This is a genomic window from Acetonema longum DSM 6540, assembly GCF_000219125.1.
Classification (GTDB): domain Bacteria; phylum Bacillota; class Negativicutes; order Sporomusales; family Acetonemataceae; genus Acetonema; species Acetonema longum.
The window spans coordinates 45,987-67,341 of the sequence record NZ_AFGF01000234.1 but is presented as its reverse complement, the minus strand read 5'-3'; the positions used below and the strand labels follow the sequence as shown (position 1 = coordinate 67,341).

Annotated in this window: 20 protein-coding genes; all 20 read right to left on the bottom strand. The window is 50.3% G+C overall.

All coding sequences use genetic code 11. The features are described 5' to 3' along the window. Positions 1 to 122: 122 nt before the first annotated feature. A complete protein-coding gene (rfbA, locus tag ALO_RS17925) occupies positions 123 to 1,013 on the bottom strand; it encodes a glucose-1-phosphate thymidylyltransferase RfbA (protein ID WP_004098954.1) in 891 nt (296 codons plus the stop codon). Further along, positions 1,010 to 2,077 carry a dTDP-glucose 4,6-dehydratase gene (gene rfbB / locus ALO_RS17920; protein WP_004098953.1) on the bottom strand — a complete coding sequence of 356 codons (1,068 nt, stop codon included), beginning with the start codon at positions 2,075 to 2,077 and terminating at the stop codon, positions 1,010 to 1,012. The genes rfbA and rfbB overlap by 4 nt, the downstream gene beginning before the upstream one ends. A gap of 87 nt (positions 2,078 to 2,164) precedes the next feature. Next, positions 2,165 to 3,220, bottom strand: a complete 1,056-nt coding sequence (locus ALO_RS17915; RefSeq protein ID WP_004098952.1) for a class I SAM-dependent methyltransferase — start codon at positions 3,218 to 3,220, stop codon at positions 2,165 to 2,167. A 181-nt stretch (positions 3,221 to 3,401) separates the two neighbouring features. After that, a complete protein-coding gene (rffA, locus tag ALO_RS17910) occupies positions 3,402 to 4,535 on the bottom strand; it encodes a dTDP-4-amino-4,6-dideoxygalactose transaminase (protein ID WP_004098951.1) in 1,134 nt (377 codons plus the stop codon). A gap of 47 nt (positions 4,536 to 4,582) precedes the next feature. Beyond that, positions 4,583 to 5,146, bottom strand: coding sequence for an acyltransferase (locus tag ALO_RS17905; protein ID WP_004098950.1), 564 nt, complete (start codon positions 5,144 to 5,146; stop codon positions 4,583 to 4,585). 66 nt (positions 5,147 to 5,212) lie between these two features. Beyond that, the gene (locus ALO_RS17900) at positions 5,213 to 7,198 is read right to left on the bottom strand and encodes a glycosyltransferase (RefSeq protein WP_004098949.1); all 1,986 of its coding nucleotides are present in this window, start codon (positions 7,196 to 7,198) and stop codon (positions 5,213 to 5,215) included. Positions 7,199 to 7,234: 36 nt separating this feature from the next. Then, on the bottom strand, positions 7,235 to 8,284 hold the full coding sequence (gene pseI / locus ALO_RS17895; RefSeq protein WP_004098948.1) for a pseudaminic acid synthase: 1,050 nt from the start codon (positions 8,282 to 8,284) through the stop codon (positions 7,235 to 7,237). 2 nt (positions 8,285 to 8,286) lie between these two features. After that, entirely contained in the window at positions 8,287 to 8,841 is a 555-nt protein-coding gene (pseH, locus tag ALO_RS17890) for a UDP-4-amino-4,6-dideoxy-N-acetyl-beta-L-altrosamine N-acetyltransferase (protein ID WP_040293806.1), read from the bottom strand. After that, positions 8,834 to 9,880: a UDP-2,4-diacetamido-2,4,6-trideoxy-beta-L-altropyranose hydrolase gene (gene pseG, locus ALO_RS17885; protein WP_238528323.1), complete on the bottom strand. Its 1,047-nt coding sequence runs from the start codon at positions 9,878 to 9,880 to the stop codon at positions 8,834 to 8,836. The genes pseH and pseG overlap by 8 nt, the downstream gene beginning before the upstream one ends. Continuing rightward, a complete protein-coding gene (locus ALO_RS17880; protein WP_004098943.1) occupies positions 9,777 to 10,703 on the bottom strand; it encodes a cytidylyltransferase domain-containing protein in 927 nt (308 codons plus the stop codon). Before ALO_RS17880 ends, pseG begins: the two co-directional genes overlap by 104 nt. Then, positions 10,700 to 11,863 (bottom strand): UDP-4-amino-4,6-dideoxy-N-acetyl-beta-L-altrosamine transaminase, encoded by a 1,164-nt coding sequence (pseC, locus tag ALO_RS17875; RefSeq protein WP_040293838.1) that lies wholly within the window; start codon positions 11,861 to 11,863, stop codon positions 10,700 to 10,702. Before pseC ends, ALO_RS17880 begins: the two co-directional genes overlap by 4 nt. A 2-nt stretch (positions 11,864 to 11,865) precedes the next feature. After that, entirely contained in the window at positions 11,866 to 12,849 is a 984-nt protein-coding gene (gene pseB, locus ALO_RS17870) for a UDP-N-acetylglucosamine 4,6-dehydratase (inverting) (RefSeq protein ID WP_004098939.1), read from the bottom strand. Positions 12,850 to 12,903: 54 nt separating this feature from the next. Beyond that, the gene (locus ALO_RS17865) at positions 12,904 to 13,179 is read right to left on the bottom strand and encodes a hypothetical protein (protein ID WP_004098937.1); all 276 of its coding nucleotides are present in this window, start codon (positions 13,177 to 13,179) and stop codon (positions 12,904 to 12,906) included. A 7-nt stretch (positions 13,180 to 13,186) separates the two neighbouring features. Further along, complete coding sequence (locus ALO_RS17860; RefSeq protein WP_004098934.1) at positions 13,187 to 14,953, bottom strand: motility associated factor glycosyltransferase family protein; 1,767 nt, start codon at positions 14,951 to 14,953, stop codon at positions 13,187 to 13,189. Positions 14,954 to 15,157: 204 nt separating this feature from the next. After that, a complete protein-coding gene (locus tag ALO_RS23620; protein ID WP_004098932.1) occupies positions 15,158 to 16,429 on the bottom strand; it encodes a flagellin N-terminal helical domain-containing protein in 1,272 nt (423 codons plus the stop codon). 249 nt (positions 16,430 to 16,678) lie between these two features. Further along, positions 16,679 to 16,906: a carbon storage regulator CsrA gene (gene csrA / locus ALO_RS17850; RefSeq protein WP_004098930.1), complete on the bottom strand. Its 228-nt coding sequence runs from the start codon at positions 16,904 to 16,906 to the stop codon at positions 16,679 to 16,681. Positions 16,907 to 16,910: 4 nt separating this feature from the next. Further along, complete coding sequence (gene fliW / locus ALO_RS17845) at positions 16,911 to 17,372, bottom strand: flagellar assembly protein FliW (RefSeq protein ID WP_004098929.1); 462 nt, start codon at positions 17,370 to 17,372, stop codon at positions 16,911 to 16,913. 132 nt (positions 17,373 to 17,504) lie between these two features. Further along, complete coding sequence (locus tag ALO_RS17840) at positions 17,505 to 18,071, bottom strand: DUF6470 family protein (RefSeq protein ID WP_004098926.1); 567 nt, start codon at positions 18,069 to 18,071, stop codon at positions 17,505 to 17,507. Between the two features lie 65 nt (positions 18,072 to 18,136). Beyond that, complete coding sequence (gene flgL / locus ALO_RS21100; protein WP_004098925.1) at positions 18,137 to 19,411, bottom strand: flagellar hook-associated protein FlgL; 1,275 nt, start codon at positions 19,409 to 19,411, stop codon at positions 18,137 to 18,139. A gap of 12 nt (positions 19,412 to 19,423) precedes the next feature. Then, positions 19,424 to 21,322 carry a flagellar hook-associated protein FlgK gene (flgK, locus tag ALO_RS17825; protein ID WP_004098922.1) on the bottom strand — a complete coding sequence of 633 codons (1,899 nt, stop codon included), beginning with the start codon at positions 21,320 to 21,322 and terminating at the stop codon, positions 19,424 to 19,426. Between the last annotated feature and the right edge of the window lie 33 nt (positions 21,323 to 21,355).

Below are 21,355 nucleotides of genomic sequence, written 5' to 3'. Positions count from 1 at the left end.
GAAAATATGGAAAAAAACTTTAGCGTTTTTACTTATAAACAATGAATCTGCCGCCATAAAAATTCTATACCGGCCCGTTGCATTGCCGCAACAGGGAAAGACGGTTAAAGATACTCACATTTTCATTCCTTACTTTGATTGGCAGCAGCAATCTGAAGCAAGTACTGTCCATAGCCGTTTTTTCTCATTTCATCAGCCAACTCTATAAGCTGATCCCGGTTGATATAACCCATATGAAAGGCTATTTCCTCCGGACAGGCAATCATAAGGCCCTGGCGCTCCTGGATCATTGCTATATAATCCGAAGCCTGTATCAATGATTCAAAAGTTCCGGTATCCAACCAGGCATACCCCCGCCCCATCGTTTCCACATGGAGTGAGCCGTCTGCCAGATATCGACGGTTCAGATCGGTAATCTCCAATTCTCCCCGTGACGACGGTTTCAAGGATTTGACATACTCCACAACCCGCTGGTCGTAAAAATACAACCCGGTAACGGCAAAGTTTGATTTTGGCTGCAACGGTTTTTCTTCCAGACTAACGGCCTTTCCCCCGCTGTCAAATTCAACCACGCCATACCGTCCCGGATCCTTCACCCAGTATGCGAACACAGTAGCGCCGGTATCGCGGCCGGCAGCCCGTTGCACGAGGCTGCGAAACCCATTGCCATAAAAGATATTATCGCCCAGGATCATAGCACAACTCTGGCCGCCAATAAATTCTTCGCCCAGAATAAACGCTTGGGCCAAGCCGTCCGGACTGGGCTGAACAATATAGGAAAGGCGGATCCCCCACTGGCTGCCATCGCCTAACAGCTGTTGAAAAGCGGTATTGTCCCGAGGAGTGGTAATGATCAATATATCGCGGATGCCGGCCAGCATTAAAGAACTTAAAGGATAGTAGATCATCGGTTTATCATAAATAGGCATCAATTGTTTGCTGACCACCCGGGTAATGGGATACAGTCTGGTCCCCGATCCACCGGCCAGAATAATCCCTTTTGCAATGCTCATAGACTCCCCTCCCCGTCGATCAGTCCCAGCCGCTCACGGCGATACCGCCCGTTTGTAATCTGCCGGCACCATTCCCTATGCTCCAGATACCAATCTACGGTTTTACGGATTCCTGTCGCAAAGGTTTCCTGCGGCTTCCATCCAAGTTCCCGCTCCAGTTTAGAGGCGTCAATAGCATAACGTAAATCATGCCCTGGCCTGTCCGAGACAAAGGCGACCTGGCTACAATAGGATTTGCCGTCCAATCGTGGCCGCTTCTCATCCAATAGGGCGCACAGGGTTTCAACGATACTAAGATTCGTTTTCTCGTTATTTCCGCCAATGTTGTACGTTTCTCCCGGCTTGCCCTTGGTTAATACGGTCCAGAGCGCCCGACAGTGATCCCCGACATAAAGCCAGTCCCGTACGTTCCGGCCGGTGCCGTACACCGGCAGCTGCTTTCCTTCAAGAGCATTGAGGATCATCAGCGGAATCAGCTTTTCAGGAAACTGATAGGGCCCGTAATTATTCGAACAATTGGTCGTCAGTGTGGGCAAGCCATACGTGTGATGATAGGCTCTCACCAAATGATCGGAAGCAGCTTTGGAGGCAGAGTAGGGCGAGTTGGGGGCATAAGGCGTTTCTTCTGTAAACAGACCCGTTTCGCCTAGGGTCCCATAGACCTCATCTGTGGAAACATGATGAAAACGGAAAAGCGCCTTGCGGTTTGCCGGCAATTTATCCCACCATTGCCGGACTTCTTCCAGGAGAGTGAATGTCCCCTTGATATTAGTCTCAATAAATGCGGCCGGACCATCAATGGAGCGGTCTACATGAGATTCGGCGGCAAGATGGACCAGCGCGTCAGGCTGATACCGTTCCAGAATGTCAGCGACTGTTCTGCTATCGCCAATGTCGCCCTGGATAAAGGTATATTCCGGGTGCTGCTCTACATCGGATAAGGAATCCGGATTGCCGGCATACGTAAGTTTGTCCAGATTGATGGCCTGTGTGTCTTGGGCTAAGGCGTAACGGATAAAATTACTGCCGATAAACCCGGCGCCGCCTGTAACAAGGACTACCATTCTCTCTGCCCCCCATCTGTGCAAGCATGTTGAATAGCGGCTAGATCAATCACTGTCAAATTAGCGTCCGTAAACAGTTCATCCTTTTTAACTTTTAACATATATTCTACTATTACTCAGTACGGGTAAAGGGAGCTCAATGTTTGCTCTTTTTAAACCAAATTTGCTCATTAACTCATCTTCTTTGCCAGAGTACCTAATATTCTTTTTCAGATGCGATGGTTCCGGGTATAAACCGAATGATGCGGAAAAATAAAGAATACCGCCTTTTTTCAATAGCTTAGCTACAGTTTCTGCTGTTTCTTCTACATAATAAACATGCTCTAAAACTTCTGTACATATTCCAAAATCATACTTACCCTGGTGTTCTCTTATATTAGCAGATATTTCGCTTTCTTTTTTATAGCTCATATTAGGAATGCCAAAAAGTTCATCCCGCCATTTGGCAAACTTTAACGCTGCTTCATTTTCTTCAATCAAACAGCACTCACGTACATTACATCTACTAGCTATTGTCATAAGGGTTTCCCCGCTATTTCCGCCGAAATCAAATACGTGCTTACATTCATTCGCGTTGAGTAATAATATAGGCAAGGCCCGGAAAGCTAAACCTAAATCTTGTTCAACAATCGCAGGGAATAAAGACCCCACTGGAAATTGAAATGAATTATAAAATCTATATAACTGTTCGGGAGTCACATTATCTTCATCTTGAACTATATGACTCCAATTATCCGCATATATTTTATTGCCATTATCAATTAGCTTCCTAATGTCTTCTTCTCTCTTATCAAAAAATTTACTGGCCAGATCTATAAAAATATCTAACAAACTCTTTTTATCCTTTAAAAACTCCACATTGCTGCTATGTTTAAAAAAAGTCTCTTTATATAAGTTTGCTAATTCTTGAATAATAATGGCTATCTTTATTTGTCCCAATATCTCATTTGCTTTTTCAAAGTTTGAGTTCTTTATATGATAGTCATAATAGATGCTCGCTTTATATAATTGTTTGGAAGGATAGCCGAATAAATCAGATCCCCTGGAATTCTTAAATTTTCGGGGCTCTATTATGCATTCTTCTATTCCTCCCAGTTCATTAAATTTTACTGTGTCCATGAGGATATCAAGAATATCTTTCATAGCGCGTCTCCTTTAATTGGATTTTTTCATAGCAGCTCCAGTATAGCTTTTACCCGTTTGACCATGCTGACACGCATCAATACATATATTTTTTTACGTAATAGTTTAGGTCTGATATCAAAAGTCTTTAGTTTTGAGTACAAATCGTATAGGAGCATTTGATAATACGCCATTGCTTATGTCAATGATCAAAAAAAGCCCGCACCTCATCAGTAATATATTGGATTTCAGCGTTGGTCAGTTCAACCCACAAAGGCAAGCGGACCAGACAATCCGCCAAATGTTCCGTTTGTTTCAGTTCGCCCTGTTGTTTTCCATACTGTAATCCCGCCGGTGAGTTATGCAGAGGCACATAATGAAAAACTGCGTAAATTTCTTTACTTTGCAGGTGATCGATTAACCTGGTGCGAACATCTAAATTCTGCACCAGCAAATAATACATGTGCGCATTGTGAGCGCATCCGTCCGGGATGACCGGGCGCCTAATATGCCCCGCTCGCTCCAGAGACTGCAATCTCTCATGATATTCATGCCAGACATTCAGCCGGGCCTGGGTGATCTTGGAGGCACACTCCAACTGCGCCCACAAATAGGCGGCGTTCAGCTCACTGGGCAGAAAAGACGAGCCGATATCCACCCAGGTGTATTTATCCACCTGCCCCCGGAAAAAGCGGCTGCGGTTTGTGCCCTTCTCCCAGATTATCTCCGCCCGGTCAATAAAGTGGCTGTCATTGATCAGTAGTGCCCCGCCTTCGCCGGATGTAATATTTTTGGTATCGTGAAAGCTCAGGGCGGCAAGATGCCCTACGGACCCGAGTGGTCTCCCCTTATAGCCGGACATAATTCCCTGGGCCGCATCTTCAATGACGATTAAACTATACTTTGCAGCCAGGGCCATGATAGGGTCCATATCGCAGGCAACGCCTGCATAATGCACCACAACGATGGCTTTTGTCCTGTCCGTAATCGCTGCTTCCATTTTTGCCTCGTCAATATTGAGAGTATCAGGCCGAATGTCCACGAACACGGGAATCCCGCCGCGCATCACAAAAGCATTAGCGGTCGACACGAATGTGTAAGACGGCATGATGACTTCATCACCCGGCCGGATATCTGCCAGCATAGCCGCCATTTCAAGGGCAGCCGTACAAGAATGAGTTAACAGAGCTTTCCGGCATTGGAGATGCTGCTCCAGCCAACGGCAGCATTTTTTCGTAAAATCCCCGTCACCGGACAATTTATGATTTTGCATGGCAAGAGTCATGTATTGGTGTTCATTTCCAGTGGAATATGGCTTATTAAATCGGATGAGCATTATCAGCACTCCTTTAAGCAATCTTTTCCCATTGCTATTGGTTGGAATTATCCCTGCTGTTCCGCTAAATATTTCCGTTCGAGCTCCAATAATTTTTGACTGCGTTGTTTAATTGGCTTTGCCGGAACGCCGGCGTAAATCATCCACGGCTCAGTACTCCTGGTCACCACGCTTAGACTGCCAACAGAGCATCCTTCCGCCACTGTAACTCCCGGAAAGATGGCACTTCCCGTACCCACAATCACATGACGACCAATCCGAACAGCGGCTTTTTTTACATTCTTATACTTTGCCGGAACTGTTGGGTTGGTCATGGTTTCCCCGGAATAGTCATCCGATCTGGTGAAAACATTACAATGATAGGCTAACCCTGAAAAATCCTCGAAAGTAATCCCTTCATCCGCACCGGCCACATTGCAATAAGCGGCAATATGAACATTCCTGCCGATCGCAATTCTCCCCGAAAGCAAACAAAAATCATCTACCCGGCAATTATCATACAAATCCATACTTTCCGGTTGATAAATAGAGGCCTTGGCACTAATTCTCACGTTCGCGCCAAGATAATGAAAGCCCATCGCTTTCAGCTCCGATTCCGAATAAAAGGCCATTTTCTGATCCTCCTCATGTCTCGGGTATATTAAACGGTATAGTCGAAAATTTCTCTCCGTTGCATTCTATTGCCGCTTTGGCGGCAGCATAGCTTTTCCCCGTAGTTTTTCTATGAAATCCGCCATAGCCGCTTTTGAATCCAGCAGTGCTTCTGCTCTTCGCTCTGCCCGGCTTTGCTGTTCCTTATAAAACTCCCGGTCTATAATGCATCGCCGGACATATTGCTCAATCTCGCTAAAACCGGCGAACTGAAAAGCCTCTCCCACCGCAAACGCCACATCGCCTGCAGGCAGGGTCATCACCGGCAGTCCGGCGACCAGCGCCTCTACCGCAGAGGTGCCGCCACCGCTGCGTGGAATATTCAGGTAGGCGTCGCACATTCCATAAACAGCCATCAACTCCTGCTGGTATCCAATGCAAACGGACCGGGCGGCAAACGTCCTAAACCGGCTGCACAACTCGCCATGTTTCGTCAGTGAGCCAATGAATACCAAAAAGACTTCCGGATCATTCTGCAACAGTCTGTCGAGCTCCTCAACGCAAGGTGCATCTATTTCCTGGTCAAGGCGATTGCCGACGATAGCCACGGCAAAGGCCGACTCAGGCACGTCGAAAGCAGACCGCTCGAATTTTTTTTCTTGCCGCGTAACGCGATATGTTGGCGTAGCTTCCACGACATCCCCGGCCTCTAAATTATCATGCAACAGTATCTCGCCATCAGACTCACATAACCTTCTAAAAATTACCGGGATACTCCCTGCCATCACAGGAAACTCAAAGGAACACGGCAATACAGCCACGGTAGTAAACTGGCTGCAAAGATCGCCCAATAAGTTGGAGTCGCCAACACAATAAACCAATTCTGGATTCACCTGATATATGAAGTCTAATACCGATTCCAGTTCAACCCGCGATGTCAGGATTTCTTTGCACTGACGAAACGGCAGTTTATACCTGATATTATCCGCCTCATCTTCTATGTAGGAAACATGATCCAGCTTCGGAATATGGTTTGCCACAAAAGGCTTATACAAGTAAAGAGAAAGACTATCATGAGGCATAGAGGCCACGTTAATAATGGAAACATCCCATCCCAGTTTTTTCAAACTAATGCAGTGATCCATAGCCATTCTGGTAGGAGCGTGCATAAGGCCAAGAAATTGAGACGTTAAAATTATAACTGATTTTTTTTTACGGTTCATATAAGGCAGCCAATCGCGATGCTTGACAACCTGCCTTTTCCATTCTTGAAACAAGGACTGATAGCATGCCCTCATAGAACATGAATTCCTGGCCTGGCGAATTTTCGGAACCGCAAAGGATTTATGCAAAAGGAACCAGTAAAGCTCGTTCTTTGCGGCAACAGTAATCTCGCCGTTTTGGATATAGTCGGTCAGCAATGCAAAGTACCTGGGGTCAAAAGTAACTTGCAGTAGAAAAGAATATAGAAGGATTTGCGTATGCCGGTCTTCCGGCATGATCGTCTCGACAAAACTGCCGACAGCCTCCGAACTTATATCCCGCGTCTCCGCAAAACGTGCTTCCGCCTGCTGCAATATGGAATCGCAATAGGATAAAAGCGAAGGCTTTTGCTGCGTCTGTGACAAAATCATGGGCAATTGAGCCAGTTTGAGAATATACCGCGGCGTTGAGAATATGTGTTCGACGTCAATCGTACCCACTGTTGCTCCGCAGTTTTGCAAACAAGGAAACAACTGCTCGGAAAAGCAGTAGTGGTTTACCAATGCCCGAAAAGCGCCGGAGGTTTGATACTCACGCCGCCGGTCCTGCAGCGCTTGGCTCAGGCCGTTAAGCTCCAACTGTATAAGAGCGCCGAGCAGAGAGAAAAATTGCATTTCCTGTTTGGTGGCTATGACGTCAACATGCCGTAAAATCGCAGAATAGGCGGCAGCGGTATCAGCCGCAATATCTTTCACACTGGCTAACTCGCCGTCAACGGCTTTATTATAGATATAATGGATTGCACTCTCGCACGTCTCGTGCAAAGCAGCAATTTGTGCTGCTATACCCTGCCGTTCATCTGTATCCATATTGCACCATCCTTAACATATTGCCGCGACGCTATTTTATAAAATATCCCAATGTAACGGCGTACCTTTTTTGATAAAATGGCTTGCTTTTTTCCCAAGAATTACATCATAAAATTTAGGCGGCAAGCCCGACCCAGGCCTAATCGCCCGGATGTTTTGCGCGGTAAATATTTCCCCCGGTTGAATATCAACGACGGCATACAGTGACCGGCGATATTGTAACGATGCTTTCTCCTTCTCGGTTGGCCCATACTGGACGCGTCCTAACGCTTGCCAAGCTTGCTCGGTTTCCACGACAAGCTGTCTCATTTCCGCAGGTTCCAGCGAGAATGCCGCGTCTACCCCGCCGTCTGACCGGGCCAGTGTAAAGTGTTTTTCAATGACCGTAGCGCCCAATGCAACACTGGCCACTGCTACACCCACACCCATCGTATGATCGGACAATCCTGCCTGGCAGTCAAACAGCTGGCTCATATGCGGGATAGTACGCAGGTTGGAATTCTCCGGTGAGGCCGGATAGGTACTGGTACACTTTAATAATACGATATCCTGGCAGCCTGCCTCCCGGGCAGTTCTGACCGACTCATCCAATTCGGCGGCAGTGGCCATACCGGTAGAAATGATCATCGGCTTGCCAGTTGCCGTGATGCGACGAATCAGGGGCAAATCGGTATTTTCAAAGGATGCTACTTTATAGCATGGTACAGCCAGAGACTCTAAAAAATCAACCGCTGTCTCGTCAAAGGGCGTGCTAAAGCCAACCATACCCAGTTCACGGCAGCGGTCAAATATTGGCTTGTGCCATTCCCACGGAGTATAGGCTTCCTGATACAGCTTGTATAAAGAAGCCCCCTTCCACAGACTTTGAGGATCGTCAATGTGAAATTCTCCGCTATCAATGTTTAAAGTCATGGTATCAGCCGTATAGGTTTGAATTTTCAAGGCATGGGCGCCGGCTTGAGCCGCCGCTTCCACGATGGCCAGCGCCCGGTCAAGGGAATGGTTGTGATTGCCGGACATTTCCGCGATAATGAACGGCTGATGCTCTAATCCGATTCTTCTATTGGCTATTACAATCTCTTTCAAATTCACTCACCACCAAAACAGCGTTGTGCAATATCTCTTTTGACTTTCTCCCAATCACTCCGGAAACAGGCCAGGCGTATAACATCCGCATAAATCCCGTCTTTCTTTACATGCTCCCGGAACTGGCCTTCCTCATAAAATCCCAGGCGATGATGATACCGTAAACTTGTCGTGTTAGAGACAATCACTTCACTGCACAATTTACGGATACCCAGTTCTCCGAAAGCATAATTTAACGCGAAATACCCCATCGCTAAACCTGTGCCGGACGGTGCCGGCTCTATGCCGATATAAAAACCCCAAAAGCAATGGTTGTGACGGAAATCAATATCCGTAATATTGACGACACCGACCGCAATGTCCTCCAATAGAAAAATCAGAAGTTTGCTCCCCTCAGAATTTTGCACCTTTTGAAACCAAGCCCGGTGTTCTTCAATAGTGATTATGTGATCACTAAACATGGCAGCCCGTATCCGCGGCGAATTTCTCCAGGCAAGGACCTGATCCAGATCGGTCGGGGACATTGGTCTCAAGGAACAGTTTTCCTGTCTAAGCATGCTTTTCCTCCAATATTTGTCGCACCAACGGATGCTGTTCCGGGGGGGCGTAAGTACCCATGATCTTCATGGCATTAGCCGACATCCGGCACATCCGGCCAGGATCGTCCAGTGCCCCTTGCAGCGCCTGCGCAATATTTTTCGCGGTGACATGGCTGCTTAGACCCAAATTCACCGTAACACCAGCCTTAGCCGCCATTTCTGTGACTTCCCGCTGATTATCCGCTACAATGACGGTCAAAGACGGCAATCCCAGGAAGCACCGTTCCCAGGTAGTGGTCCCGCCAGCCCCAATCGCTACATCAGCCGCTGCCATCAATTCCGCCATATTGTTAGTTTGGCAATGCAGGGTTGTTTTCGGCATGGCTGAGCATATATCCCGGATACGGTCAATATAGCGATTGTTCCTACCGACAACCACATCTATTCTAATTCCTCCCAAATTCAACATTTGCAAGGCTGTCAAGGTTTTTTCGGTTTCATTGGTCAAATCGCTGCCGCCAAAGAAAATTAAAACAGAACGGATCTGACCGGTACGGGGAGGTAAAGCTGCCCGCACTGGATAAAACTCATTGCGCAGCAATGCGTATTGAGGGCCCAAAAACAGGCGGCATGCTGGAGGCACTAGATTTATATACCGCTTTTGCGTTTGGTCGTATAAATTTTGGTCAAGTAATATATCGCAGTCATGGGGACGATTAGCCAAGTCGTCAATTACCGCTATCCTGTCCGCATAATGTCGCATGTGCTTTTCCCATCGTTCATCCAGCAAATAATGATCGACAACCAGCCAATCGATTGTCCCGACCCTTTCGAGAACATGAGCTGTTTCGCGGACGTCGTCCGCCCAATTGATATCAGGCCAAATTTTATCTGCATTAATCTGTCCCGAAACCGGTTGTGGCAGCGCTGGGAGCCAACGTACAGTAAAACCTCTATCGTTGATCTGTCGGCCGATATGATCCGGCCAGTCGCGACAAATAAACGTAGGCCTGAAGCCCATTGATCCCAATATTTCGGCCAAAGTGAGGCAGCGCATAACATGGCCTGAACCAATGACATGAGAGGAATCGGCGCGGATAGCTATGGTTTTCCTTGCTGCATCTTTCATCGCAAACTCTCCGTTGAATACTAAACTTTTTTTGTTCAATATGACGGTTGATTAACGCCCAATTCGGGTGCGCCGCAAGTGTTTGCAGACAATCTTTCAGAGAAAAAGTCGGCTTCACCGGATACAAAGATTCCAGCATGCGTCTGATCAGTTCGAAGTCTTCCGGTGTGTCAACGGTCCAACGATGAATACTGTGATCCTGCGAACAGGATATATTAGCGGTCCTGTCCGGCTGGTGCAGTCGCAGGATGTATGGGGTAACATGCTCACGATCCGGTGGCATATCCGCCTGCTTATTCGCCTCTGCCAGCGACGCAAAAGAGAAAACTTCCGTATCCATTCCCCGGGGGTAGGTTCTGGGGAACACATTCGATACATAGCCACAGTCAGGATAACCTTCGTGAAAGCGATGAATCATATTGGAAATGATCTCCGGATCAATCAGCGGGCAGTCGGAGGTCACCCGCACCACGGCTTCAGCCCGGAATAAACTGGCCGCTTCATAATAGCGTGACAACACATCCGCTTCTGACCCACGATAAAACGGAATATCCATTTTTGAACATAGATCCACAATGGGCTGATCGGTTTCATTGGTTGTAGTAGCGATTACGATTTCAGCGGCTGCAGTCACTCGTCGCAGTCGTTCTATCTGATAGGCCAGCAGCGGTTTCCCCAGAACGGGCAATAAGACTTTCCCTGGCAGGCGAGTGGAGGTCATACGAGCCTGAACAATAATGACAGTCCTCATTGTATTGCCTCTTGCAGGGCCTGAATCACCCGATCCTGCATCGCGTCGGTTAAGCCAAAATACATGGGCAAACTAATTGCTTCCTGATAGTACTGTTCCGCCCGGGGAAAATCGCCGGGTTTAAATCCTAAGCGTTGATAGTACGGCTGAGTATGAACCGGGATATAGTGCAGGTTCACGTTAATGCCGGCGCCAACCAATTCTTCAAAGATCTGCCGGCGAGTTTTCCGAAGCTTGCCTGTATGCAAGCGGATGACATAAAGATGATAGGCTGAATAGGCATCAGGATGCTGGTAAGGTATGGTCAAAGGCAGCCGGGATAAAGCCTGATTGTATCTTGCCGCCAGAACCTGCCGGCGGGCTACGAACTCGTCAATTCGCTGCAGCTGACTGCAACCGAGAGCTGCCTGCAAGTCGGTCAAACGATAGTTAAAGCCTAGATCAACTTGCTGATAATACCAGGGACCGTGAGAGTCCCCTACCATCTTGGCCGGATTCCGGGTAATGCCGTGGCTGCGCAGCAACAGCAGCTTTTCGTAGAGGTCCTCCCGATTGGTCAAAACCATGCCGCCTTCGGCTGTGGTAATGATCTTTACCGGATGAAAACTCAGTACGGTCATGTCGGAAAACTGGCAAGAGCCCACTTTGTTATCCTGATAGCAGCCGCCAATAGCGTGGGACGCGTCTTCGATCAGAGTAAAGCCATACTCCTTGGCAAGCTCCCGGATGGACTTCATTTCACAGGATTGACCGGAAAAATCCACCGGGATCACCACTTTCGGCAAGGTTCCCTGCTGCCGGGAGCGGTTGAGTTTTTCTGCCAGCTCAGCTACACTCAGATTGTAGGTCCGCGGGTCTATGTCGACAAAATCTGCCGTCGCACCGCAGTATAAGCCGCAATTTGCAGAAGCGACGAAAGTGTTGGGGGATGTCCATAAGATGTCGCCGGAGCCTAATCCCGCCGCCATGCAGGCAATATGCAATCCCGATGTGGCGCTGTTCACAGCAACGGCGTATTTGGCGCCGCAATAGGCAGCCACTGCTTGTTCAAATCTTTCCACTGCCGGTCCCTGGGTCAAAAAATCAGACTGCAGAACCTGGATGACGGTCTGAATGTCGTCCTGATTGATATTTTGCCTGGCATAAGGGATGCGTTGCATCATCAGATCAACTCCCTAATTGCTTCAACGGTCAGCATATGGGGATTGGTGCCCGAATTGTATTCAAAATCCTGGGATACCGGCCGGCCTGTTTCCCCCAGGCAGTTGGCGCTGTAGTCTACCGGCGATGTGAATGTGATCGCTGGACGAATGACGTAATGGTCGTGAAACTCCAGGGTCAGATGGGAATCGTCAGCCGGGCACATGATCTCGTGTAATTTTTCACCGGGCCGGATCCCGACGATCTTGGTCGGCAGGCCGGGGGCAATGGCTTCGGCTAAATCGACAATACGGCTGGAGGGAATCTTAGGGACGAAGACTTCGCCTCCCTGCATCCGCGCAAACGCCTTTAAAACAAACTGCACGCCCTGGGGCAGGGTAATCCAGAACCGGGTCATACGAGGATCGGTCACCGGCAGTTCCGTGGCGCCGTTAGCCAGCAGTTTCCGGAAAAACGGCACCACCGAGCCGCGGGAACCTACCACATTGCCGTAACGGACGACGGCGAAGCGGGTCCGGCGGCCGCCGGCGATATTATTGGCGGCAACGAACAGTTTGTCGGATACCAGTTTGGTCGCGCCGTACAGGTTGATTGGATTGGCGGCTTTGTCGGTGGACAGGGCCACCACTTTTTCCACTTCATTGTCAATGGCCGCATTAATGACATTCTGGGCACCATCAATGTTGGTCTTGATGCATTCCATGGGATTGTATTCCGCCGCCGGCACCTGTTTCAGCGCTGCGGCGTGAATGACAAAGTCCACGTCCCGCATGGCCTGTTTTAACCGGCTGCCGTCCCGGACATCGCCGATAAAGTAGCGCATGGCCGGCGCAGCGAATTCCTGCTGCATCTCAAACTGTTTCAGTTCATCCCGGGAATAGACGATCAGCCGCTTGGGCTTGTATCGTTCCATAATCATCCTGACGCACTGCTTGCCGAAGGAGCCTGTCCCACCGGTGATCAGCACCGATTTATTATTAAGCATACTGCACCTCTTTCTAAACGCGATCCGTTGCGCCGCATCTTCCAATGGCCAAAGTTATAACTTTTTTAACAGGGGCATCAAGTCATACCATAATACGTCCCGCAACAGGACGTTATCCTTTTTTTCCATGGCTTGCATGGCCTGGGCCAGATGCGGCTGCAGCCGCCGGGCGTAAGGCTTGCCCAGATAAAGCGACAATTGTTCCATATGCTGAAAAAAAGACAGCAAAAAAGGCAGGCAACGCTCGGGCGGCAGTTTAAAACCGGCCCAGTAGTAATTTTCGATGTCGCTCAGCGCCGCTGACGCCAACTCTTTTTTTGTATTTCCCATGGATCGTCTACTCCCTTTCGCCTTCCGGTTGCTCGCCGTCTATTCCCCGCCGTGCCGCTTCGACCAGCGGGGTCAATTCACCAAACAGAATCTCCAGGTTTTTCAGGATTACCTGATAGGCGCAAAACAGACGCGCCGGACTCGGATCGTCTTGATACTCATAAGCCAGCATCTTGATCATCGGCTCAATGTAATATAGGCAATAAGGGTAGGCTTTTAACTCCTTGATCCCGTCAATATATGCCTTCAGATCCCGGTTCAGCCGGTCCAGCGCTTCGCCCCCGTCTTTGATGCTGTCTCTGGCCTGATCGACCATGGACATGCATTCCCGGTTCCGTTCCCGGCTGTCGTTTATCGCTGCACTGATCCCGGCCAGCAGGGCGACTATTTCCGTCTGATTGGCTGACTCGGTCGGGGTGGCTAATTTCTTTACCGTAGCGGCGAAGTCATATTCTGCAGTCAGATGTTGCCCGGCCGCCTCCTGAAGGGAGATGTGCGCCGCTCCGGGAATATAGGCGCCGCCTTCGGTGGCATTTATGAAGGTACGCTCGGGAAAGGCTTTGAAAATATCGGTAAGATAGGCGATAATATCCTTGAACATCAGGTCGGTCTGTACTGTGCCGCCGTAATAGCCGGGAACAAAGGTGACGTTTTCTTTGGGCGACGCCTGCATAACGGTCTGAACGCCGTCGGCATGGTGGGATTCGGAAGTATAGGCCAAATCCTGGCCGATGCAAATCACCGGATTCGCGCCGGTAAATGCCGCAAAATTGAAGGCGGCTGTAGCCACGCTGAAATTAGCCGGAATAACGGCGCTCGGTGACAGCAACCGCCGCACTGCCGCCGGGAAATCATCGGCTGAGTTGGTCGGTATGTAGGACAGAAGCGGACCGGGATGGCAGCGCACCACGTCGTGTCTGACTGATGGACTGGCCAGCAAGGTCATATCAGGCTGCAAGAAATCTTTTACCGCCGTATACATGATCGGCCAAGGGTCCAGAGCAGCCATGACATGAGGGGTGATGCCGTGTTTATGCAGCGCCCCCACCGCCGTGCCTGAGGCAATAATCAGCGCCTTGCCGGTCAGTTCCTTCAGCAGATGGATATTTTTATTAAGGGAAGGGCCGGCGGAAACGATGATGGCCGGCCGGTTGGCGAAAACGTTATAAAAAGCTGCAATGCCAGGGCTTTTATAGAAATAGGGCAGATTGCGCCAAATGTTCTCTATACGGTCAATGATGCCGCCGGTTTCATTACCATCCCGCACCCGGAAATACTCCCTGGATGATTCCATGAATAATTCTTCTATTTCCCGGAAGAATTCCGGCTGCATCGCCATGGAAGGATAGTGCCGGCAAAGGGTGAGCCGTTTTAAATAATGCTGGTTCATGAGAACAACGGTCGCATTGGCTGCGTGCCGGGCCGGCGCGGCAATACTATGGATGCGGACATCGCTGCACCAGCCGTACTGTCCGGGAAAATTTCGGGGCAGGGACTCAGCCAGACACTGGGTCGAGTCCTGCTCCAGCACGACGATGATTGAGTTGTCCGGCAGTTTGTCCAGCAAGACCCGGACATGATAGCCCAAGCCAAAACCCAGCACGATATAGGCGGTATTGGGCAGGAGCTCGAATTGCTTCAGCCAGTCCCCGGCCTCGGCGACCGGGTCATAGGTGCTGTGCAGATGGTAGGCCGCACCGTCGGTTAACGTGACAAAGGCTGTATTATCGCCATTTTTGGCGGGTTTGATGTGAATATTAGACAACTGGGTCATGCTGACACCATCCTGTAGTGAAATCAGTCTAATTCAAATTCAATTCCAACATTGTGTTAAAATTCGCTAAAAAACTGCATTTTTCCTTTCGCTTTGCTATGGTTTTGCTGTTAAAATTCCGATCATAGATTACTTTTCTCCTCAATACAACAAAATGGACCGGCAAATGCCGGTCCATTACAAACAAATGGATTGATAGCGCGCTTATTGCAGCAGTTGCAATACGCTTTGCGGGGTTTGGTTGGCTTGGGCCAACATGGCAGTAGCCGACTGCACCAGGATGTTGTCCTTGGTGAACTGAGTCATTTGCTTGGCCATGTCTACGTCGCGGACGCGGGACTCGGAAGCGCCGAGGTTCTCGCTGGTGGTGCTGAGGTTATTGACAGTGTGCTCCAGACGGTTCTGAGCGGCGCCCAGAGAAGCCCGGATGCCGGAGATCTTTTCGGCCGCCTGGTCAACCAAGGTCAAAGAAGCGCTGGCAGCGTACTTAGTGGTAAGGTTAATCTTATTGTCGCCGGTTTCGGCTTTGAGTTTCAGAGCGGTAGCGCTGGTATCAGCGAAACCGACATTCATGGTCTGACCGGAGTTGGCGCCGATCTGCAGGGTCATGGCTTTTGCAACATCACCCTCAGCCGCTTCTCTTGCCGTGGTGACAATGCTGAAGCTGTCGCCGGCTTTGAATTTGCTAATGCTGCTCAGGTGAACTGTTACAGCGCTGCCGGAAACCAGGCTAGCACCTGCGGCAATTGTAATGGTAACAGAAGAGCCGGCACCAATACTAGCACCGCCATAAGTAATGGTAACGTTGCCACTAACTTTATTGCCCCACTGGTCGCGAATATCCCACATAGAGGCACTGCCGGTGGCTACTTCAATCGATGCTTGAGTATTGGCAGAACCAGTACGGGTAATTGTAAATGCACCGTGACCGACAGCACCTTTTGCAACTACCGTGTTTTCAGGACCACCAACGGAAGCTCCAACACTAAAGGTAATATCAGCTGCGGTGTTTTTGGAAATATTCATGGTGCCTTTGACTTCGTCATGAATGGAAACCACTTCGCCGCTCAGCAGCTTGCGAGTATTGAACTCAGTGGTATTGGAAACACGATCAATTTCGTCCAGTAACTGGTTAACTTCGTTCTGCAGGTGAGCCCGGTCGCTGTCAGTATTAGTGTCGTTGCCGGCCTGTACAGCCAGTTCGCGCATACGGAGAAGCATAGAGTGAACTTCATTCAGGGCACCTTCACCGGTTTGAATCAGTGAAATGCCGTCCTGCGAGTTGCGGACTGCCTGATCCAGGCCACGGATCTGGCCGCGCATTTTTTCCGAAATCGCCAAACCGGCAGCGTCGTCGCCAGCGCGGTTGATGCGGAGACCGGAAGACAGTTTTTCCAGGGATTTGCTGACCTGAGAGTTGTTGAAAGTCAAGCGGTTGTAAGTGTTCTGGGCAGGAATATTGTGGTTGATAATCATGAGATTGCTTCCTCCTTGAATTTTATTGCCAGGCATCCGTGCCCGGTTTGATGAATATCCGGACAGGTCAGCCATCGGCCGCCAGATGACCTGTCCATGTATATTCTCAATAAATATATCGTGAGACCCTTCCGGTCTATTAAGTCAGGTTATGGGTAAAATTTTGCTAATTTCGGTCAAATTGTCCGCTATATTTTCTTTTTCCGTGATCATACGTCAATTTAAGACATATTTCAAGATTGCTGCATTCTATTTCCGAAACTGTTTCAAAAGACCCAGGTCTTCCCGCTGCAGGGTTGTGGCGGCTTGTTTATTTTCTGCCGCAATAGCGTCGTAAAGTTCGCCCCGGTATATTTTCACGTCTTTCGGCGCGTCGATGGCCAGGCGGATGTTATCGCCCTTGACGTCCACCACCGTGATGACGATTTCGTCGCCGATGACAATTCTCTCACCAATTTTTCGCGTCAAGGCCAACATTTTTTTACTCTCCCCCCTTGGGCCACTGAGTGCCTTCAGGAAAAATGCGGTGGCGGGTAGTGTAGGGGGATTTCTCCAAGACATACTGCACCGCCAGCCGGTCCCGCCAGTTGACGATGACCGGCGCCAGCAGGTTTGCGGTCATGTCGGCGGGGTTGGCCGGCACCGTTACGATGTTGAATATCTGGGGGGTATTGTCAGCGGACAGCCCCATCTCCGCGCCTAGCCGGTCATCAATTTCAAAGCTGTAGTCCCGGAACACCGGGAAGGCTTCTACCAGCAAAAAGGTCAGCTGAGGTTCCGTGACAGACTGCAAAAAGACAAAGGGGCTGTCGGGACCGTAAGGTAGGACGGCAAATTGTTTTTCCTCGGGAAATCCTGGCATACCGTGGGGGAATTTCAGGATGGTTTCCTGGGGGACTTCGATGTCGCCGAAGCGGGCGGAACGAATCCGCGTCAGACTCATATTGTTCACCTCGTATAAATGATCGTTCTTTGCATTTTTATGGCATATCCTATCCGCTATTATACCTTACCTAAGATCGAACAGCCAGTAAAAAATACAAGGAAGACGGGTCCTGTCGACCCGCCTTCACGTTCATGTCTGAATATCCAAAGATCCCTTGCTTTCCACTGTCCAGATCCGAACATCGGGACGCGGGTTGACCTCTCCCCGCACATCCCCCCGGTTAAGGGTGAGAGCCACATCGCCGGGGAGGAACCGGGCATTCACCGATGGTTTCGTAAAGCTGATGGCCAGTTTTCCCGGACGATAGTCCATTTTGGGACGGGGCTTGGCCCTCAGAGTGAGCTGTTTTTGCGGACTATCCAACGCTTCCTTCGCCAGTTGGGCAATCATGTTCTGCTTGTTTTCAATATGAGACATGCGCTCGCCGTCGGAGGAAATCTCAGCAATCGCCGCCAGGGCTTTTTGCTGTGAGGCCCGCGCTATATCTTCCGTGAACTGCCCGGCAGTTTTGATGCCGTGGGCGTACCAGCATTGGCTTTGGTCAATATCCAGCTGACCTTCAGTGGAACGCATCTGCAGTTGGGAGTTCTCGGGGTCGAGCTGGATTTCCGCTCTTCTGACGGATAGGTCGATGGCCGGTTCTTTGATCTGCATCTGTAACTGGCCTTGTTGGGTTTCAATCCGGATGCGCAACATGCTGTTCCCTCGCAATCCATACTGTAATTGGACAAAATCGTCAAGGGCGGCGGAATATCCGGGCGCTAAGACAAGAAGTCGACCAGGGATGGCGGAATGATCCGGGCGCCTATTGCCAAAGAGGTGCGATAGAGATTTTCATTGGTCTGAAAATCAATTAACGCTCTAGCCCAGTCCACGTCTTCATTTTTCGCGATGTCGTCGGAAAGCTGAAGATCGTTGTCGGCAAACACATTTTCCATCATTTCATAGAAGGACATGCGGGCTCCCAGGCGAGTAACGGACTTCAGCAGGGCGTCATGAGCGGTGTCCACATTGGCCAGGCCTTCATAATTCACAAAGCCAACGCCGTTGCCGTCCACCATCTTGGTGCCGCTGCCGGGATAGGCGGTCACGCTGATAATATCATTTACCGCGTTGGCCGCATCATCGCCGATCTGGACACTGACTCCGTCGGGCAGGGCAAACTTGCCGTCGGCGTCAGGGGTTATGCCTGAAATCCAGTCAGCGTCGCCCTTTTTGCGGTAACTCACACCGGTAACATTACCGGCGGTGACAGCATCTATTCTGATCTCATATTCCGTGGTAACCCCGGTGGACGGATAACCGCTCACGGTGCTTTCAGCGTTAACCGCCGCGTTGCTGCTCACAGCGATGGACGATTTGGACGGCATGTCTTGCAGCACGTCTTTAATCCGGATCAAATTGGTAAAGACATCGCAGGTGGCTTTATATGTACCAGGATTCGCAGTGTCCTCCACCATGGTCAGAGGCCCGAACAGCTCGGCTCCGTTCAGACCGACACTGTCCTGATAGGGATCGATCGTGCCGGTCTGGAGACGCATGGCTATTTTATTCAGGTCGCCGCAATACACCACCGTGTCCTGACCGTTGACGATCTCGCGCCTGAAAGGCTGGACATGATCACTTTGACCGGCGAACAAATACCGGTCGCCGACCTTGCTGTTGCCCAGAGTCACAAGTTCGTTAATCAAGGTGTCGATCTGATTGCCGATGGCATTCAGAGCCATGTCAGGGTTGGGGTTGCCGGCCTGGACCACCAGTTCTTTGACCCGGATCATGATGGTGCTCATGTCATTCATGGCGGTATCGGAGTTGTTCATCCAGGATAAGGCGTCCCGGTTGGATTCAGTAAGTTTGGTATTTGTGTTCAAGCCAGTATGGAAGGTCAGACTGCGCACGGTTTTGATAGGATTGTCCGATGGACGGTGAAGCGTCTTCCCGTCGGCCAGCTGCTGTTGAAGCTGATACTGACGTACGGTGGTCTTATTTAAATTGCGCAGATGGTTGCTGACTGACATATTATTGCTGATACGCATGATTTATCCTCCTTATCTGCCGACGATGCCGGTGCTGTTGATCAGTTTGTCCAGCATCTCGTCAATCGAGGTCACGACCCGGGATGCCGCGTTATAGGCCTTTTGGAAACGGATCATGTCCGTCATTTCTTCGTCCATATTCACACCGGAAACCGACTGGCGCCACACGTCCACCTGGCTGACCACCAGTTCCTGGCGCTCTACCAGGGTGATCGCCTCTTCAGCCTGTACTCCCAGAGTGCCGATGGCGGATTTGTAGAAGTTGTTCAGGGAAATGCCGGTGCCAAAGGTGAAGTCAGTAAACGCAGGATCAATCGAATCAATAGTATCCCGCACATCACTGCGCAGGGCCTCGGCCAGACGCAGGGCGTTATCGCCGCTGGCGTAGCCCTGGGATACGGTGAAGCTGTACCTGTCTCCAGCCATCGAACCCGCTGCGCCCAGGGTATTGTCCGGATCGGTGGCAATCCGAATAGTCATGTTATCGCTTAGTGTAAACAGATACGGATCAGAGGTCGTGGTGGCCGTGGCAGTCGCCAAACCGCTCCAGGCTCCCCCGTTGGTCCGGGTCCGGTATTCCACAGCAGTTACCCGACCGGAAGCATCCCTGCCGATGATGTACACCTCAAAATCTTTTGTTTGTGAACCGCTGTAGCTGCCGCCGACCGTGGCCGCGCCGCTATTCGGATCTGACTGGCCGACGCTCAGATCTGTACTGTTCGCGGTCTTTGCCGCGATACGGTCCAGACCGCTGACCTCATCGAATAAATCCTTATTAACGGTCAGAGCTTTAATCCAATCGCCGTCGGTCGGAGTGGCGGTGCCGAATAAGGCGGCCCAGTTTGCGGCATCCGTGTAATTGTCGTTAGCAGGAGCAGCGGTTTGCTGCGCGCCAAAGAAATTATATGCGGTAGAGTCATCCCGGCCGTAGCCGACGCGGTGAATGAGGTTGAATTCTTTCAGCAAAAACTTCGACATTGTGGAGATGTTATCCAGTTCATTTTTCGCGTCCACATCGCGGCTTTCAATGAGTCCTTTGAGTTCACCGCCGGAAAAATTCGCAAGCACTTCCGGGCCGGGCGAGTCGACGATAATCGTGGTGCGGACAAAGCCATAATCGGCATCAGTAGGCTCCAGTCCCGGCGTAATTTCCTTATATTTCAGCTTGGTCGTATTTCTCGCATCGACCAGCGTAGCGCCTCCCGCCTGAATAATATAATTGCCTTTTGCGTCTTCAGTGACCTGCGCGCCAGTCAGTTGAGAAAGCTCGTCTACCAGCAGGTCGCGCCGGTCCCGGAGATCGTTGGCATGATCCAGGTCGCCCATTTCAATCCGGGAAATTTGTTTGTTCAATGCCAGGATTTCTTCCGAGATCTCATTGACGCGGGTAACTTTCTGCTTGATCGTCGAGTTAATGTCGGAGATAAGATTATCAAGGTCCTTGGCTGATGTCTGAATAGCGTTCGCCAGGGCTACGCCCTGCTCGCGCAGCACCGTGCGTCCTCCCAGGTCGGCAGGGTTGTCGGCCACGGTCTTCCAGGCCGACCAGAACTTGTCCATCAGAGCCTGCAGCCCCAGGTCGGTGGGCTCGCGGTAAACGTCTTCAACCCGCGCCAGAGCGTCGCTTTTTGCATTGGCATATCCCAGGCTTTTCAACTGAGCCCACATTTGTTTATCGGTAAAGGCATCCCGTATGCGGGTCACCGATTGCACCGACACGCCGGTCCCTATCTGGAATGTGCCGCCCTGCCCGTATATTGTCTGGGGGTAGGTTGTAGTCATGTTGGCCCTTTGCCGGGAATAGCCAGGGGTGTTAGCATTGGCAATATTATGTCCCATAGTTTCCAAGGCCACCTGTTGGGTGTTCAGACCCCGGACCATCGTTCCTAATCCGCCGAAAGTAGATCGCATTGTTCCAACTCCTTATTGAAAATAATCGTCTGC